Annotated in this window: 16 protein-coding genes; 2 read left to right on the forward strand and 14 right to left on the reverse strand. The window is 51.8% G+C overall.

Annotated elements, in window-relative coordinates:
- Window positions 1–58: 58 nt before the first annotated feature.
- The 11 genes from CLM72_RS28415 to CLM72_RS28470 all read right to left on the reverse strand — a co-directional run bounded on the left by CLM72_RS28415 (window position 59) and on the right by CLM72_RS28470 (window position 9,692).
- Complete coding sequence (locus CLM72_RS28415; protein WP_105229042.1) at window positions 59–1,489, reverse strand: UvrD-helicase domain-containing protein; 1,431 nt, start codon at window positions 1,487–1,489, stop codon at window positions 59–61.
- A complete protein-coding gene (locus CLM72_RS28420) occupies window positions 1,482–3,188 on the reverse strand; it encodes an ATP-dependent endonuclease (RefSeq protein ID WP_168220187.1) in 1,707 nt (568 codons plus the stop codon). The genes CLM72_RS28415 and CLM72_RS28420 overlap by 8 nt, the downstream gene beginning before the upstream one ends.
- 927 nt (window positions 3,189–4,115) lie before the next feature.
- A complete protein-coding gene (locus CLM72_RS28425) occupies window positions 4,116–4,478 on the reverse strand; it encodes a hypothetical protein (RefSeq protein WP_105229044.1) in 363 nt (120 codons plus the stop codon).
- A gap of 42 nt (window positions 4,479–4,520) precedes the next feature.
- Complete coding sequence (locus CLM72_RS28430; RefSeq protein ID WP_105229045.1) at window positions 4,521–4,925, reverse strand: hypothetical protein; 405 nt, start codon at window positions 4,923–4,925, stop codon at window positions 4,521–4,523.
- Window positions 4,926–4,965: 40 nt separating this feature from the next.
- The gene (locus tag CLM72_RS28435; RefSeq protein WP_105229046.1) at window positions 4,966–5,403 is read right to left on the reverse strand and encodes a hypothetical protein; all 438 of its coding nucleotides are present in this window, start codon (window positions 5,401–5,403) and stop codon (window positions 4,966–4,968) included.
- A gap of 552 nt (window positions 5,404–5,955) precedes the next feature.
- Window positions 5,956–6,600, reverse strand: a complete 645-nt coding sequence (locus CLM72_RS28445) for a hypothetical protein (protein ID WP_256595257.1) — start codon at window positions 6,598–6,600, stop codon at window positions 5,956–5,958.
- A 12-nt stretch (window positions 6,601–6,612) separates the two neighbouring features.
- On the reverse strand, window positions 6,613–7,230 hold the full coding sequence (locus CLM72_RS28450) for a hypothetical protein (protein ID WP_105229048.1): 618 nt from the start codon (window positions 7,228–7,230) through the stop codon (window positions 6,613–6,615).
- Window positions 7,231–7,680: 450 nt separating this feature from the next.
- Complete coding sequence (locus tag CLM72_RS28460) at window positions 7,681–7,899, reverse strand: hypothetical protein (protein WP_105229050.1); 219 nt, start codon at window positions 7,897–7,899, stop codon at window positions 7,681–7,683.
- A 107-nt stretch (window positions 7,900–8,006) separates the two neighbouring features.
- Window positions 8,007–8,291 carry a hypothetical protein gene (locus tag CLM72_RS28875; RefSeq protein WP_158688702.1) on the reverse strand — a complete coding sequence of 95 codons (285 nt, stop codon included), beginning with the start codon at window positions 8,289–8,291 and terminating at the stop codon, window positions 8,007–8,009.
- An 89-nt stretch (window positions 8,292–8,380) separates the two neighbouring features.
- Window positions 8,381–9,190 carry a hypothetical protein gene (locus CLM72_RS28465; protein WP_105229051.1) on the reverse strand — a complete coding sequence of 270 codons (810 nt, stop codon included), beginning with the start codon at window positions 9,188–9,190 and terminating at the stop codon, window positions 8,381–8,383.
- A gap of 313 nt (window positions 9,191–9,503) precedes the next feature.
- Complete coding sequence (locus CLM72_RS28470) at window positions 9,504–9,692, reverse strand: AbrB/MazE/SpoVT family DNA-binding domain-containing protein (protein ID WP_105229052.1); 189 nt, start codon at window positions 9,690–9,692, stop codon at window positions 9,504–9,506.
- A gap of 234 nt (window positions 9,693–9,926) precedes the next feature.
- Between CLM72_RS28470 and CLM72_RS29425 the strand changes: the two genes are divergently transcribed.
- Window positions 9,927–10,196 carry a BPSL0761 family protein gene (locus tag CLM72_RS29425; protein ID WP_371920480.1) on the forward strand — a complete coding sequence of 90 codons (270 nt, stop codon included), beginning with the start codon at window positions 9,927–9,929 and terminating at the stop codon, window positions 10,194–10,196.
- Complete coding sequence (locus tag CLM72_RS28480; RefSeq protein ID WP_105229054.1) at window positions 10,193–10,954, forward strand: NAD-dependent deacylase; 762 nt, start codon at window positions 10,193–10,195, stop codon at window positions 10,952–10,954. The genes CLM72_RS29425 and CLM72_RS28480 overlap by 4 nt, the downstream gene beginning before the upstream one ends.
- A gap of 45 nt (window positions 10,955–10,999) precedes the next feature.
- Here CLM72_RS28480 and CLM72_RS28485 read toward each other — a convergent pair whose 3' ends face one another.
- From CLM72_RS28485 to CLM72_RS28495, 3 genes are read right to left on the reverse strand one after another with little or no spacing between them, the layout of a single operon-like run.
- The gene (locus CLM72_RS28485; RefSeq protein WP_052721968.1) at window positions 11,000–12,352 is read right to left on the reverse strand and encodes a transposase; all 1,353 of its coding nucleotides are present in this window, start codon (window positions 12,350–12,352) and stop codon (window positions 11,000–11,002) included.
- Window positions 12,345–14,378: a transposase gene (locus CLM72_RS28490; RefSeq protein ID WP_105229055.1), complete on the reverse strand. Its 2,034-nt coding sequence runs from the start codon at window positions 14,376–14,378 to the stop codon at window positions 12,345–12,347. The genes CLM72_RS28485 and CLM72_RS28490 overlap by 8 nt, the downstream gene beginning before the upstream one ends.
- Window positions 14,375–15,100, reverse strand: a complete 726-nt coding sequence (locus CLM72_RS28495; protein ID WP_228394610.1) for a transposase — start codon at window positions 15,098–15,100, stop codon at window positions 14,375–14,377. The genes CLM72_RS28490 and CLM72_RS28495 overlap by 4 nt, the downstream gene beginning before the upstream one ends.
- Window positions 15,101–15,713: the final 613 nt, after the last annotated feature.

Genomic DNA, 15,713 nt, shown 5'->3' on the forward strand with positions numbered 1-15,713 from the left:
AGGTACTGAACGATGGATATTGGTGACCGATCCAAAATGTTCAAAACTGAATAGGTATTCAAGCAGGTAGATGCCGAGCTGTCCCGATGATGGTTAGAGATTTCGCTCCTCGGGTCATCGCGACGTACAAATCCTTCGCATCAAGCGAGTCGGCATCAAGAATGACGGCGTGATCATACTCAAGGCCCTTGACCAGCAATGTGGTTCCAATCAGCTTACGATGGCTGATCGGCCGCCCCGAGTGCCTCATCTCGCGCTGGTAAAGAATACCAGCGTCCACGAGCGTCGTAGCTTGGCCATCAACATGAATTTTGAGCACGTTCAAGAAACGATAGAGTAAGTCACGGCGATAGGCTGATGTTTCAGGGTTGCTCTTCAAGGTTTGGAAGAATGCCTTGAGATAGCTGCTCGACGGGTCAGACAAATAGTCATTCGCGGCTTGGAGCACCAGTGGGTACCTCGTTGTCTTGCGAAGGTTGGTAACCTCACCCCGCTTGGTGCCTGCCGTTAGCGTGCGAGTTACACCTGTGAAGCACTTCGTTGCGAACTTCAGGGCGAGGAGAAAGCCCGCCTGAGCGGTCTTTGCAGCCGCAAGCTTTTTGATGAACGAATGCAGATCCTTCCCTTCGATTTCCTCGATTGAGGAAAAGCGGCCCGCCAAGCGGTTGGCCAAACGGTGAGTTTTGTTCTTGGACTGTTGATCACCGCCATGGAGTGCAATGACGCTCTCATCATGATTTAACAGGCCACAAAGCGCCGTGAACTGTTTAGCGGCGAGATAGTCAGGCTGGGTGTAGGCGCGAATTACGCTCGGTGGAAGATGGGCTGACAGATCAATCTTTTGGCCTAGCTCGATCTTTCGCCTCGCACCTTTGAGCCATTCGCCCAGTTCCGGACTCTTCGCGTTGACCCACCGCCAGGGGATCTCCAGCTGTCCCAAGCAATCAAATTTGGGATAGACGCTGGCTTCCCAATCAACGAGCTTGCCATCGTCAAAATCAAATATGGCTTGGAGGGGGTCTCCCAAGAGTCGGCTTGGGAGAAACTCTGCCAGGTTGCAGACCAGATCATGCTGCACGTCTGAGCAGTCCTGGTACTCGTCGACGTAGAGACCTATATAGCTGGAAGACACGGCCTCACGAATGAATCTCTTCCCGAGCAAACGGGAGCAGCACTCATACAACTTATTCCACTGCTTGCTGGTCGGGTTTTCAATTTTCCACCCAGATGCCTTCGGGTACGCCAGACAGAGTCGAAGTGCCCAGCTAGCGATCGTATCGACCTGGAACTGGGAAGCGCGAACGCCCAAGTCCACCATTTTGGTTTTTATGGAATTCACGCCGGCAAAAGTGTGCGTCAGGATAAGCTGCCGGCCACCGGAAGCTCGCACCGCCATTGCGATGAGATGAGTCTTTCCAAACCCCGCTGGCGCGATTACATAGCCCTTGGAGGTACAGTCGTTGAGCTTGATTGCGAGGTCTTCAGACACGCTTGGCCCACTCCCAAAGCCTTCCCAACTCTACGGCGAGATTTGTTTTACCGAACACGGCATCGTTGAAAGCGGCGCTCACTGCCTTGAACCACAGGTCGCCTCTAGTGGTGTCCTTGAACCACCCCGCGCTCTTTGCTGCAGCACCGATTGCAGTACGTAGCTTGGGACTATCCCGCCATTCGCTGATGTCAGGGTCCAACACGTCCTGATACCGCGATCGCACTTGATCGTATACCGAGTAGAAGAGCTCGACTTGGGCAAGCGTCAAACTGGCAAGTACGGAAGCCCAGGGAAGATCTGCAAAAGCCCGTTCCTCAAGCGAAAGTTTATCGCTCCAGACGTAGGTAGGAATTCCTAACGCCACAAGCCCTGCAGCATCATCGGCTGAGAACTGCTTCTCGGCATCGCCATCAGCTAGCACCGACACGTCATAGCCAAGCTTTTTGAAGGCGATGGCCATGCCCTTCACTTTGCTGGCTCCCTTGGCGTCCAGCAACGCCACACCGTGATACGACAATGGGTCTTGCCCATTCTCGAGCTGGTGATCGTCAAAGCCCCTTATGAAACCTACCTCGGTAGCGCCTTCACACACGACGACCTTTTTGGCCAAGAATGCTTCAGCGCTGGAGCGAATCTTCCCCTGAACCTCATGCTCTTCGAGGCCCTTCTCGGCAGCAGAGACGATCGTCACGACCCCGCCCTTGCTGTGGACGATATGAAGGTCCTGCACCGTGAGTTCGCGAAGCACCATCGGCGAATGAGTGGTTAGGAAATACTGCCCACGCTTGTCCTCCCTGATGTGCTTGATAAGGCGCGTAATGCGATGGGGCTCGAGGCCGAACTCCAACTCATCGAACAACGTGATATGGCCTTCCTCCAGACCCGCTTTCTGGATCCCACACTGAAGCATTCGGCGAGATCCCAGACCTAACTGGCGTAACGGGATTTCGCCGTCATGCAGGGAAAGACCGCCAACTTTCAGGTTGATGGACGCCAAGTCGAGATGGGCCTTATAGGCATCAAGTACAGGAACACCCAAGAGCTTCGCAATCTCTTGTGATTTGGTTGCTGCATTGTCGAAGTTTGTCAGGGTGACAGCCCGGTCGACATCGAGCGAACTCCTCGCAGTCCTCGATGCATTGGCCAATAGCTCGCTCAAGCTCTGCGCCGCGGTCAGCTTGGCAAGAGCAGTTCCGTTTGCCCAGGAGAGCTCTCGTTCACTAAATACTCCGATGAGGCCCACGCCGACTTTGTTTCTGTCTGCCTGCTTGAACGGCACTCCGTCAGGATTGCGATCGCACACGACTGCCCACTTCGGCTCCAGATCCTTTTCGACGGTTAGCCGGGCGGTCAATACGCTCTCAAAATGATCATCTGGCTCGTCATGAAGCTTCTGAGCTGCAGCATCCCAGCCCCGTAGGTGAAGCCCGTACTTATTGAGTGCACAGAAGTCAGCTGCCAAATGCCCGATTGTGATCTCAATGACAATGGGATCAGCGATCTTGCATTGGTAAAAATCTGAGTCGCTGAGAGCCAGATTCCACTGGGGATGGAACGTGTACCGGATGGCTTCCAGGATTGTGGATTTTGAGGAGTCGCCCTTGCCTATAAGGCAAAAAATGTCGGCTGTTGGCACGTTCCAATCAAGCGCTTTCACCCCTCGAAAGTTCTTGATCACGATCTTTCTAATTTTCACCGACCGGTATCCTCTGAACGTCATCTATGAGTAAGGCGAAATCCGTTTGTAGCGCCTCACCTAGCTCTCAAGGAGCGCAGCGGGAGTGGCCATTCGCCTTACCATCATAGATACATCCAGCGAGCCGGGGAACTGGTCGTACGAATCCGTCAGAAATCGCATTATCCCGCAGGCTTAGGGGATACCCACGGGAGAGGAATCACATCGAATGCTGATCATCCTCGGTTCAGTAATCTGACAGCTGTCATCTTTGCCCTTTGCTGCTCTCTGACCACAGTCTGCTGATCTGTTCGCGTCTGGATTTGGGTATAGAGCTGAGCCCGCTCGTTGTCGCGGCCTACATCCGTAAGCTATGCAATTTGGTCCGCACATCCGTGTCCAAAGCGAAATGTGAGCGATGGAATGCGAAAATTTCCGTATCGAAGCGAAGGATGCGAAAGACCAGAACTGTTGGCGCTGATACGATTTTGACCCAGGCTGCTGAATTTGACTGAACCATACATACCCTTTTAAATCCCGCGCGAGGTCTTCGTTTGATGAGTCTTCGGGTGGGTCAACGAAGTCCTGCAGACTGGGTCAAAATCGTATCAGCGCCAACATACCTGGGCGGCAGATCCGTGCTTTTTCATCGAACAGTTCGTCAATTGTTGCCCTGATCTACCGGTACTCCGTCCACGGTCAGTGTCAGGAGTACAGGCCATCTCGAACCGTTCGTGATATCCCACACATAGAAGTGTCTACCAGGGGCACCCATAATTTGCGAATTATCCTCGACTTGGCGTTGCGCTTGCTCATCCGGCGCGATTACCTCGACGGCATATCGCGGCCGGCCAGTATCAAGGTCATACGGTCCTGCCTGTCGGCGAAACCGATCACCAGGAGACAGGGTGATTTTGTGCAGGTTCTTTTCACTGCCCGTGCCATTTCCTAGTTCAAGTGACCTTCGCAATCGAACGTGTAGTGTGTGAGAATCGACGTACCCACCGCTTCAATTCTTTTATCTATATCTAAACGTGCAATCCGCTCACACTCATCACGACCTCGGATATCGAGATACAGCGGTCCGAAGCGCTCGCAGTCGAACAGCGCGGTGCATTCATATGTGGTCAACGTGGTGCGAAGACTCTTAGTTTTCTCATCGAAGACCGCTTGTCGCTGGTAACTATCAAACGCGACAACGCCTCCTGCCACTACAGTAATCACTCCCACAGCAAGCAAAGTAATCTTCGCATGTCGGAGTTTTATTTCCTTGGTCACTTCCGCCCACCTTTGTTGAATTGCCTGCGCCATCCTTCACTCTGGCTGAATAACCAAGCGTTGGCTGCATTTTTCCTATGCGCTTCGTAGCTGCAGATGAACTCTGCGCATCACTTCATGAAGAACAACGCTTTCATCGCCGTAATGAGGGCCGTTTTTTAAGCGAGTTGCTATACCTCGGGATGACTCGCCTAGTGACCGATACCAATCGTCTTGGGCCCCAACGTAGACCGCTGGCCTACCTTCGAACTGATCGCCAGTGATGTCGATCACGATGCCTTCGCACTCCAACCAGGCATGACCGGATCCACAGACCCATTCAGCATGCACCCCCGATTCGTTTAAGTACTGACCCAGTAGCTCTGAAATAACCCCACAGCAGCATAAAGGAAACATCTGCATATGAACCGGTAGCGTTCCATCGCGCTTTTGCACATCAAGCGCTTCGCGAAATGCACGGGCGACATTCAACAAGTCCATGTTCTCATTCCATTGTGTTTCGATGGTTGGCTGATGACCTTTAGCCCAGGCTCTCTCGAAGCGGCTTTTTGACGGAGTGGCGACACCACCAAGGTTTCGCCTCTCGCTTCGCTCGCTCCCAGTCGTGTTTGAGTAAGAATGCCAGTCGCCTGGAAAGCTCAGGGAGGCGCTTCGCAGGTTCTTTGCAGTCAGCAAGCTCTTCAATGCACCTGAGGATGGCGACATCCTCAGGATCGTGCGGATTCAGCAGTAACTCAACTACCATCCGCAGTTCGGTTAGCGATGATTTTCTAACCTCGATGTCTGGATCAATCGCTGCCTTGTGCACCTTGATCGCATTGAGCCTAATCTGCTCTCGCCATTTAGCGCGCTCTTGGGTGACATTCTCGATTTGGATCTTCCGCTCTGAGTTCACGAGACTGACATAGCCTCCGACTAGAGCGGCCACTACTGCGGATGTTAGAAATGTCTCAAGCATCAACGCACCTTTCCGTTCTATTTGCGCTATGGCGAAATACTAATTAAGTAGCCCTGTTATGTCTGACGTCCACCAGCGTTCATGATGCCTTTCCAAACCTCGTTGTCGATCTCCATCTGGTCCAGAAACGCTCTCTCAGCCGAACTTGGCAATTTGTACAGAATAACATCAGTAACATCTTTGATCTCCGCAACACTCCGCTCAGTGCTTACATACGCCTCAACTAATTGCTCCAGGTGAGCCGTAGTCGATTCGAACTTCTTGCTTTGGTCGGCACTAATTTCGTGAAGAACTACCATGGTCTTAATGAGTGACGAAATTCCGGTCTTGACTTGGGATACGTTGAAGAGTATTCAGTCGCAAGAATGCATATCACTCCCAAGATACCAGCAATGAGTCCTAGCAAAACTTCAACCATGGGATTCTCCTGTCAATCATCGTGAGGCCATTCTCCCCGCGAACTGGAAGCTCGGATACAGAATTTCTGTGCTAAATGCGAATGCAAGGGGGTAGGTCTTGAATGCAGAAATCCACATCAGTGATTCTCACTGGCTAACAGTGTCGTGGGGGAAAATGGCATTTGACATTGATAGTGCTCAATCTGCGCCTGTCGATGGTGTACTCATACTCCCGCAAATAGATGCTGTGAGCTGATGGGCCGGCGATTATTGAATTCGCAGTTCCAGTTGTTTCCAAGATCACACCGCCTCTGCCTTCAGCGTTCAACCCACTGGCAAACATCTCTGCTACGCTCTCTTTATCACTCCAAGCAGTACCAATTCTCCCGAGTTCGAATCTATCTAAATTTTCTCCACGATAGAGGAGCAGCTCAGATCCGTTGTATCGAGGTAACCACTTCCAGAGCATGTTCATCAACAGGTCATCTTCATCAACAAGTGCTCGGATGTGGTGGTGTCCGACATGCCATTGGGTATGAAACCGATCTAGAAGCACAGCGTTTTTAGGCACACAAGAGGCCATATCCCTGATGAAAGTACGCCACTCATTTCTATGTCTAGCGACATCGGGCCCGTTCAGGAGCGGCCCGTATTCATTGCCATTGAGAATATGGCTCAAGAGGGGCGGGTAATCTGCTAGCCCAATGTCAATCTCTGACGAGTTTTTTCGCCATTTTAACACGCTCAAATCGATGTCAATGCACGAAGGGGCATTGTCAGCTTTCAACATCTTCTTCATAGCTTTTCCCCCTCAAAGAGCGTCGCTGACTTTGGCAGCACATTCACTGACACGATCAGCAATAGATTCGAGGGCCGCGTAAGCATTCTCGGGTGTTCCATAGGATGACGCCATCAGCTCAAAAGCAGGTCCGTTGAGACCTGCGTTGGTCAACCGGTCAAAGCGGTATTCGTTATTGCGAACTGTCATGGCGAAGGCGACGTAGTTGCTGAACTGGAGGGAGGCGTAGGCCTTTCCATTCGACTTAACTGCTCCATCGATTTGTACCGGGGTTCCTGTTAATCCATCGACTTCAGCCTGCATACATGCAAGGACACGAGAGATATCGGCTTTAGGCCGCTTAAACGTGATGGACTTTACGACAGGGTATCCATCCTTTCCCGTACCGGTGATAACACCCTGTTTAGACGCTAGCTCCTGCGAAACGGTTTTTGTACCGCAACCAGCTATAGCCGTACAGATTAAAGCTCCGATAGTTACCAGCTTCCCATTCATAGAATTTACCCCTTCTTCCCTTAACTGATGATGCTCCTCATGATCCGTGCAAGGCCAAGGCCCGAATACCGCTGCAAGAACCTCCTGCTTGATAATTTGAAGCTCCATGTGTATTCCAATCAACTGAGCACTCATATCTTATCCGTGGGTAGTTAGAAGGCCATTAACGGATTCGGAAATCGCATCCTGAACTTGGCAAAGCCGCCACGGGGCAGGCTTGAGGGTGCAGCGATTTTTCCTACCTGTTGTCGGTTACACCTGAAGCTACCAACAGGTTTGCGTCAGCGATACTTATCACTGCTCGAGCTGCGCCAAGGCTCCAAACGGGACCATCGGGATGTCCGCCTTCAATTGTTATATCCGAGAATTTCTTTGGGCAAAACGACACCTCGTCGATCTTGATAATCCCCGCATTCTTGTAGATCGTCACAGTGCTTACCATTAATCTTACCTCAGTTATCGGACACGAACGTAATGCCCCTCTACGACCGCAACTCCGCAGGTGCGAGGCGAGGATTCAGCCAGCGACTTTTGTCAATTACAGGGGATGGAAATGCTCCCTCCCCCTTGGCCTAAACGATTAAGTCATCTTTTCTTCTTTTTTAGCTCGGCTATACGAGTCTTTTTCGCGCTACTGGCCTCATTATCCAGCTCGTTTTTCTGGTCTTCAGTGATCAAATCGAAATCTTGCAGCGCAAGTAGATAGCCCCAGGCTAAGTCATACGAGCCTTCTGCGCTCTCGATGTCTACTGCTACTTGGATTGATTTGATGCGTTGGCGAGCTTTGTCTTCCGCATTATTCATGTCTAGTCCTTTTTTCCGTGAGTTCAATTTTTTTATCGCGTCCGGTCAGCTTCATTCCCGGTCGCTGGTTAACCAGCTGGAGCTGCTGTTTGTCGAACGTATTCAGCTCAAAGCGTAGTGTTCCATAATTCCATTCGTTCTTTACATGCGTTGAAATCATCGACCAGATACTTTTTGTCATCTGGAAGCACAACGATTCCGCTTTGATTGTATTGCTGTGTCTGATAAATCAGATCTATCTGTTCCTTGCTTGCTTGGCTGACCTTTACTTTACTCACAATTTTAAGTAATTCGCTCGGCACAAAAGCAGGTGTCGGGTAACACTCATCGCGATAAGGTGTGCCCGTCAGGTGCTCATATTCTTCAATAGCTTCAAGATAAATACTGTTCATAAAGCCTTCCTTCTAATAAAAATTCTTAAGGTGCCATTCATATAGGCTAATACCCAAGGAAGCACCATTGATGTGCAGCGATTTCTTTCCTATATTTCGGCGTCAATGGCGCCGGTACGCGGAGGGCTATTTCGGCCAGACTCCATCAAAGCCTCGAATTGCTCATGCGCAAGGTCGCAGAGCGCTTCGTAGGCCCTGACGACAACTGCATGTTGACCCTCTGCGACATTTATGACTGTTTCAAGCGGGATAGCTTCCCTGGATCCAAAACTCCAGCCTCGGCCTCCAGCACTCTCCGTCACGGAGATGAGCGCCGTAAGCCCCATTCCAATGTTGCGAGGGTGGCCATGTTCACGTTGATTACGGTAATCGTCCGTGTCTTCTGAGATTGAGCCTCTACCCAAATCACCCAGGACTGGGGCCAATCGCCGCCAATTCGCCCAAGGCTGGCCAATCCTCGACGCAATGCTCATTGACAGATGGCCGGAGCCATTCCATTGCAGATCAGACCGGGTGCTTGAAAGGTGATAATTTGCATGACCACAGCCCGTTGCAGCCGCAAACATCATGCGGCCCCGCAAGGCTTGCGGTGCGCCCAGTGTTAGTGCAGATAAGGGCGCAATGTGCTCGACAAGCAGGCTCAGCTGTTCATCCTGATCGCAGGCTTCGTATATCGGCTCCCAGGCCGCGAGCATATTGATCCAGCGCCGGAAGTCATTCGTGCTGTTAGACAGTTCCCGGAGAGTGTCTGAGGCAGTCTGATGAAACATCATCATCGGGAATGCAGGCATCGTCACGCCATCAGCTAGGTCAGGGCTCGAAACGATGGTGGCAACCCGCTTTTTCTGGTAGTTCCGGCGGAACTCCGCGTATAACTCGACTGCGCGAGCATCTTCCATGGTTTTTTCCCTTAGCTGCTGCAGCCTGTCACTTACCTTGAATGTGACCGAACGCGAGAAAACGCTGAAGAGCTTCTAGCGATGATTCTCGTACCCGGCTCATCGGGCAGATTGATGCCTGCATCAACCAGCCGGTTCACGAAAGCCCTATCCCAAACCACTCGATTATCATACTTTACTTGCTCAGACGCAGAGCTTTAGCAGCGTTGATCTCCTCGGCAAGCTTATCTCCTTCAGTCCTGCTGATCCTCGACCTTTTTTCGTCCAACTCGGCAAAAGTGACGTGAGCGAGGGCGTTGGCAGTGCATTGCCCTTAGGGTATAGCTGAGTCGCGCAGCTTCGGCGTCAGAACTATCGCGCCGCCGATCACTTCAATGGTTAGTACGTCGTCGATGCTCAATCCTAAACTGGCGAGTAGGTCCGGCGGTATGTCAATGATGACGTCGCCACTTCCATCCGCAGGATCTTGGCATTTCACTGTCCAGCGTTGGGCTTCGGTCATGACGTTACTTGCACCTTGGTCTGGCTGGCATGACTCATTATGCTCCCGTAGCAAGGCATTGATCTAATCCCTCATAGTCTGAACGTGGTTAACATCTTCACGCCAATGAGCCTCCTCTTCTGCATTGAGATGCGGATCGGCCTGTTTTGCTTTTAGACCAACCTAAGAGAGCTAAACTGGAGATCTGCGGGGCAAGAGCTGCTGCGCGATGTATCAGAGGGCCTCAATATGACCATGCCAAATGAACGTACCCGGGCTGTCATCCAAACGGGAGAGTTTCTCCTCGAGCTATCTCGAGATTCCTCGTTACCAGAACGAATACGCCGTGAAGCCAAATCTCTCCTGCGCCACTATCCAAATCCGTTTCAGATGCTGCTGGCGGGTCGGATCGAAGAGGCGTCAGATCCTGACGTGTCCCCAATGGGTCCGGTTTTCAGCTCTTCCACCGAAAGCAGCTATCACTCCCCGATCACTTACGCTACAGACGCGAAAGTCCCCAGATGAACGATTGGGATAGAGCTATCGGAGCCCTGGCCGCTGCTCGAAAAGTCGTGTTTTTCACCGGCGCCGGCGTCTCTGCTGCAAGTGGGATTCCAACATTTCGCGACAAGCTCACAGGCTTTTGGGAGAAGCACGACCCTGAAAAGTTGGAAACAGCACGAGCTTTTCGAGAAGACCCTCAACTGGTCTGGGGGTGGTACCTGTGGCGGCGTTCCCAAGCTCGCCAAGCCCAACCAAACGCCGCTCATCTTTCGATTAGCCGACTGGCGAGCACCGGCATACAGGTCTCGGTTATAACTCAGAATATTGATGACCTGCACGAGCGCGCGGGATCTCAGAACGTCGTGCATTTGCACGGCAGCTTGATCACTCCGATCTGCTTTGCCTGCAAGCGTCCGGCGGAACTCACAACTGATCAATTCCAGGTTTCTGCAGAAGGACAATGGGTAGAGCCTCCACGGTGTACCCGGTGCAATGGGAAACTCCGACCCGGAGTTGTGTGGTTTGGAGAGGATCTGCCTTCAGGATCTTGGAAAGCCGCATTGGCTGACGTCAAAAATTGCGACGTTCTGATCTCCGTCGGGACTTCAGGAATCGTCAGGCCTGCGGCGGACATTCCTGAAATCGCGTCGACATCTGGCGCGACGGTCATCCACGTCAACATTGCAGACGTTTGCCTAGGGGCTCCAAACGAGCTGATGCTCATGGGCTCGGCCGAACAAGTGTTGCCTGCGCTGTTGCAGGCCACACCCTCTTCATAGGACTGACAATGTCTTGGGAGGACAACGCGACCGCTTTCGTAGCGCTTACTTTCCAGGCCCTCTGGGTTTAGGTGAACCTTTGGACTCTGATAGCAGTCGGCTGTACGCATCCTCTAAGCCTTCCCGAGTTTGCGCGGGCAACGCTGGTTTCTTCTCTCGCTTGGGCTTCGAAGGGAGATTGGACGGTGAACCCGGTGGATGGAGCAGCTCGAAAGTCTTGCGCTCCTCGGCTGTAAGGGATGAAACAAAAATCTTCTCGCTCACCCGTAAAGCACGATCGTCCTTGGCAAAGCTCAAGACGTTTGATGGCATCGGCACCGGGAACGGGCAACGAAGGTCTGGCCTGCCCCCGGTTTTGCTCTTATGAACGCTGAGGCGAATTAGCTCCTCGACGTCGTCCCTACTGCTGGAGTAAGCGGCTGAAAGGTATGCCTTGTTGACGTCCTCCAAAGTAATCGTATGGCGACGGGCTGCACGGGCCTCAAGATACGCCACCTTGATCAGTTGAACCGCCAGACGCTTTATACCGAACGTCCAGCGATACAGCTCATGTACCAGGGCACTGGGATCTGCAGATACGCGCCCCCCGCTCACGCGTATGCATTCTAGAACATACTCCTTCCAGGCCTTCGAGTCAGGATGGTCCGGTAGCATCACACGGGGTTCAGAGAGAAGCCGTTGCTTGTCCTCACTGTTCCTTGTCAGCAATTTGTGACCCAGGCTGTAGTTGGCTACATAGATCATCGGAACCCCAAGCCCGGCCATGGTTAGGAGAATATCCGTAACGCGGGCCCCCCCTTGGCCAGTGCTCTGATGCTGCATCTCTTCGAGCATCATTAGTGATACACCATCACGATTAACCCTACGCCGGCACTCCGTCAGTAGCTTTGATGTATTCGCTCTAACTCCTGTCGCGTCGCCACCGAGGAAATCTTCCAACAGCTGTCTGCCGCCAGCTTTACCCCTCGCGCTGGCGTACCAGTACGAGATTAATATATGAGGTTCGTGGTAATGAGCGGATGCATATGGTGCAGGTCCAGGCATCACCTTCATCAGCGCACTGATAGTTTGGCTCTTCCCAACCCCTGCAAGGCCGGTGAGGCAGATAGGAAAGGCCTCGTTCTCAGGGGGGTGATACAGCCGACGCTGATATTGCTGGTCCGTGGAGAAACTCTCAGCCGAAAAGCTGCGCGCACGATCAACGCTGTCTTTGATGAAGTCCAAAGAAAACTGGTTGGGAAGGAAAATCGTCTTCAGTACCTCTGACAAACGCTCAGCGGCCAATCCAGGACTCAACTCTTCAAGCCCGGTCACCGGATCAGGTTGCACTGTAATCAAACTCCGGATATCAGCCAGCGTGTCCAGCCCGTCAAAGCGCGCAGAAAAGATGTTAGTCATTGCGTTTCCCCATCAACCGCTTCTGGTCGGCGGCATCACGTTCAGACGCTCCTCCCTTCGCAGGACGCCCAAGCTTGCGGGTACCACTGTCCCAGGCTTTGCCTGTAGCGTGAAGAAATTGGGCATTGCGATCCTGAAGGATTGCGGGCTGCTCTTCACGAAGCTGCGCATTGCCACGCAGCCGATTCTCATTGAGCACCTGAAGATCCGACAGCGAAATGTCGACACTGCTGGGATGGACGCTCGCCGGCTTTACAAAGTCCAACTCGTACAAAACGCCTTCTAATTCGATCCAGATATGTCTAACACACATGGTCATCACATAAGCTGTGACCGGTATCTGGCCATTGAGCGCAATGCGGTCAAAAACCGAGGTATCAATCAGCTTCGATGAATTGTACTTACGACCATAAAAATAAACCCCACTCCTTTTGATGTGCGCCGGATGAGGTGTCAGGAATTCTCTCACGGCGTAGTCAAAAGTTACCTCCGTGCCGGAATCGTAACCAAGATCACTGTAGAACTTGTAAATGTTATGTGGGGTGGGGCTGAAGCCCACATCTAGCATCTCAGGTGTCATCTTCCCTTCAGCATCTGAAGCATGGTTATCGTAAATAGCTTGTAGAATATGCCGCTTGCATATCTCCACAAAGTTGAGCGAGCTATGAAAGTGTGTTGGCTGATCATTGTCGGACTTAGTCCGAGGATGTGACGATTCAACCGTGGCTTTCGACTGACCCGAGTGGGTAGGAGTCAGCTCAAGTCTGGATAACCAACTCATCATTTCGTCACGGGCCACTGCTTCTGAACGAGTCGGTACGCCCATGGTAGAGCCTGGCCCACGGTCGAAGACGATGTTTTGCGGCAGACCGTAAGTAGGCCAGTCTTCTTTTCTGATAGTCAGGCCGAACAACGACGCAAATTTGACCTTGCTTATGGCCATCGAGAACAGGGCCATGCGGTAAGCTTCCATGGTTTCTTTGTTTTCGGAGAAACCCAAGGCGACGACGGCACCAGACTGGCCACATACCCCTCGAACTATACAGGCCGAATCCATAGCGGATCCTTCGAGCAAGCCAGATATCTTGCCTTTGGGGTTGTAGCCGTCAAACTCAACAACTTGGTTTACATTGACCAAGTCATGGGAAAAGCTCCCAACAAACCCGGACTTAGCTCGAGCCCCACTGGTACCTCTACGTGCTTTCCTATACGCCTTCGTACTTATCGCCTGACCAAGGTAGTAATCGTACTGTCCTTTTGTGGGGAAAGGCTTACCTTCGGGATGATAGAACTTCTTATTTCCTGTCGATGTTGTAAAAGGAACACAACCGAACTCACCCACCAGCACGGCACCAAAGATTTCAGCGTCAGATTTAGTTTTATCGTTGTATTTGATAAACCCGTCCAGGATAGAAGCCTGCATTTGGGCCGTAGCAGGAGATCGGGATTTACGTCCTGACTTTGGCGGCCTTCCCAACATTTGCCCGTCTGCGGTCTGTTCCCTTTTGCCTCTGCCGCAGCGGTCGAACTTTGGCATAAGCGCCCACTTCGAGCGGCCGAATACCAGATAGCTAAAAAACCAAAACCTCAACCGGGCTGCATTCTGAGAAGGTGACTGATTGGCAGCATGAGCGTTGATGATCGATTCGGGATTGTCGTTAGAGAGGATCTCTTCAGCATGGCCTACCAATTCCGCTATGGCGAGGTAACGCTTGTTAACCATTTCATCGTAGCTTTTCGTTGCCCTTACCCGATCTTTTTCCAATTGATCCACTGAAATGCCACGGATGGCCATTAACCAAGGAGGTGTGGCGTCGCTACCGCATTCCACAAGATCACCATTGGTCAGAGCTAGATCAAATTCAGGCCGGGAAAACGTTAGCAAACTTGCAGTCGTGCCCTCTTCATCAAAAAATACAAGGCGTGCCCTGTTTACCCTGCCGTCACCTGCAAGGAAATAGTATTCGACATCCTTCGTCAGCCCTTTGAATCCTTCAGGTGCTCTCAGCTTAGAACCAGTGATCATTCGGATAGCCCGGCAAAAAGTGAGCTATAGACCTGCAGAACATCCGGCGCATCCGTCATCAATGGATGATCGATAAGGATCGGGTCAAACAAACTGACCGGTAGTTTGCGCTCCCATATGTCTTTGTAGATCTTCGTCAGAAACAGATCACGCCGCCCCCACCGCTGTCCGTACATCAACGCAACGGACGCTACTGGTCTCCCTTGAGTGACACAGTCTTCGATGTCGTGTGAGAAATCCTCGAGAAGATTTGATTCGAGGCTGATCTCGCGATCATGGTAGCCATACAGAAGATCCAAGTTGGCCACTAGGACTGGATCCAGCAGATCCCTGGAAACCCTCACAGTCCTGATGCCTGCACTGTGGTAGTAAATTTCTTCCAAGGCGTGCCGTAAGCGAGCTTTCTCGCGGTTTTCTTTCTGTTTCGCCAAGCTCTTCAAACTTCCCCGAGCGACCTCATCAAAATCCATCGCATTCAACTTTACTGTCCAGTTCACGGCATAGGGGTCCGAGCCTTGCGGCTGGATATAGAGAAGCAGATCGCCCAAATAGGGGTGGGGAACCCTCTGGCGCTCACCATCATCGTAGGTCACGACAGCTGTAGCGTGTTTGAGACCGATTTCCTCTGCAACCAATGATGTTCCCTTCACTGGCAGAAGTTTCAGCCCAGCAGCTAAGGGGTTTCCTTGAAGTGGATGAACTTGTGGAATGGGGCTGAGCATTTTCTGCTCATGCAACTCGAACACGTCGGGATTATAAAGAGCCAGTTGTGCGAAGATTCTTTCAGGGGTAGAAAGAAGATGCAGTGCTCGTCCAAGCTTCCTGCTATTAAGGCGGCATATACGAGAGCCCTTGGGTGCTTCACCAGGGACCGCATAAATTCCGGATAAGTAATTATCTCCCCATTTGAAACGGCCTTGTCGGCCTATTATGCGGAGTAACGATTTTTTTAGATCCACTTATGTTATCTACCATCCATTCAATCCTTAGCAGGTGACGCATAACAATCCACCTACATCGGTTGAATAAGCCATCCAATAGCGCGGGCACGGCGATAGCTACACCACGCGCAGTATACTTTTCTGGAGACGAGCGGAGCCGTGCAGGGCTTGACGCCCTACGCGAGGGGATAGACAATGGATTCGTCAGGAGTCGAAAGCTGACTTATCCTCAAAGGCCCAAGGTCACACTTGGGCCTTTGTCTATCTGGCTCCTGGGTTTTCTATCCAGATTCCATGTTGTTTTTCCTCAAGCTTCAGTAATAGTCACTCAAACTATCTCGTTTGAGATAGCTGCACTTTGATAGCAACCTCTACGTTAATTAGGCAGAATTTG

It is taken from the genome of Pseudomonas sp. MYb193, assembly GCF_002966775.1.
GTDB classification, from domain to species: Bacteria; Pseudomonadota; Gammaproteobacteria; order Pseudomonadales; family Pseudomonadaceae; genus Aquipseudomonas; species Aquipseudomonas paracarnis.

Coding starts and splice junctions, on each gene's coding strand:
- CLM72_RS28425 (WP_105229044.1), bottom strand. CDS start 4,478: ATGGCGCAGGCAATTCAACAAAGGTGGGCGGAAGTGACCAAGGAAATA.
- CLM72_RS28430 (WP_105229045.1), bottom strand. CDS start 4,925: ATGGACTTGTTGAATGTCGCCCGTGCATTTCGCGAAGCGCTTGATGTG.
- CLM72_RS28435 (WP_105229046.1), bottom strand. CDS start 5,403: ATGCTTGAGACATTTCTAACATCCGCAGTAGTGGCCGCTCTAGTCGGA.
- CLM72_RS28445 (WP_256595257.1), bottom strand. CDS start 6,600: ATGAAGAAGATGTTGAAAGCTGACAATGCCCCTTCGTGCATTGACATC.
- CLM72_RS28450 (WP_105229048.1), bottom strand. CDS start 7,230: ATGAGTGCTCAGTTGATTGGAATACACATGGAGCTTCAAATTATCAAG.
- CLM72_RS28460 (WP_105229050.1), bottom strand. CDS start 7,899: ATGAATAATGCGGAAGACAAAGCTCGCCAACGCATCAAATCAATCCAA.
- CLM72_RS28875 (WP_158688702.1), bottom strand. CDS start 8,291: ATGAACAGTATTTATCTTGAAGCTATTGAAGAATATGAGCACCTGACG.
- CLM72_RS28465 (WP_105229051.1), bottom strand. CDS start 9,190: ATGGAAGATGCTCGCGCAGTCGAGTTATACGCGGAGTTCCGCCGGAAC.
- CLM72_RS28470 (WP_105229052.1), bottom strand. CDS start 9,692: ATGACCGAAGCCCAACGCTGGACAGTGAAATGCCAAGATCCTGCGGAT.
- CLM72_RS29425 (WP_371920480.1), top strand. CDS start 9,927: ATGCCAAATGAACGTACCCGGGCTGTCATCCAAACGGGAGAGTTTCTC.
- CLM72_RS28480 (WP_105229054.1), top strand. CDS start 10,193: ATGAACGATTGGGATAGAGCTATCGGAGCCCTGGCCGCTGCTCGAAAA.
- CLM72_RS28485 (WP_052721968.1), bottom strand. CDS start 12,352: ATGACTAACATCTTTTCTGCGCGCTTTGACGGGCTGGACACGCTGGCT.
- CLM72_RS28490 (WP_105229055.1), bottom strand. CDS start 14,378: ATGATCACTGGTTCTAAGCTGAGAGCACCTGAAGGATTCAAAGGGCTG.
- CLM72_RS28495 (WP_228394610.1), bottom strand. CDS start 15,100: ATGCTCAGCCCCATTCCACAAGTTCATCCACTTCAAGGAAACCCCTTA.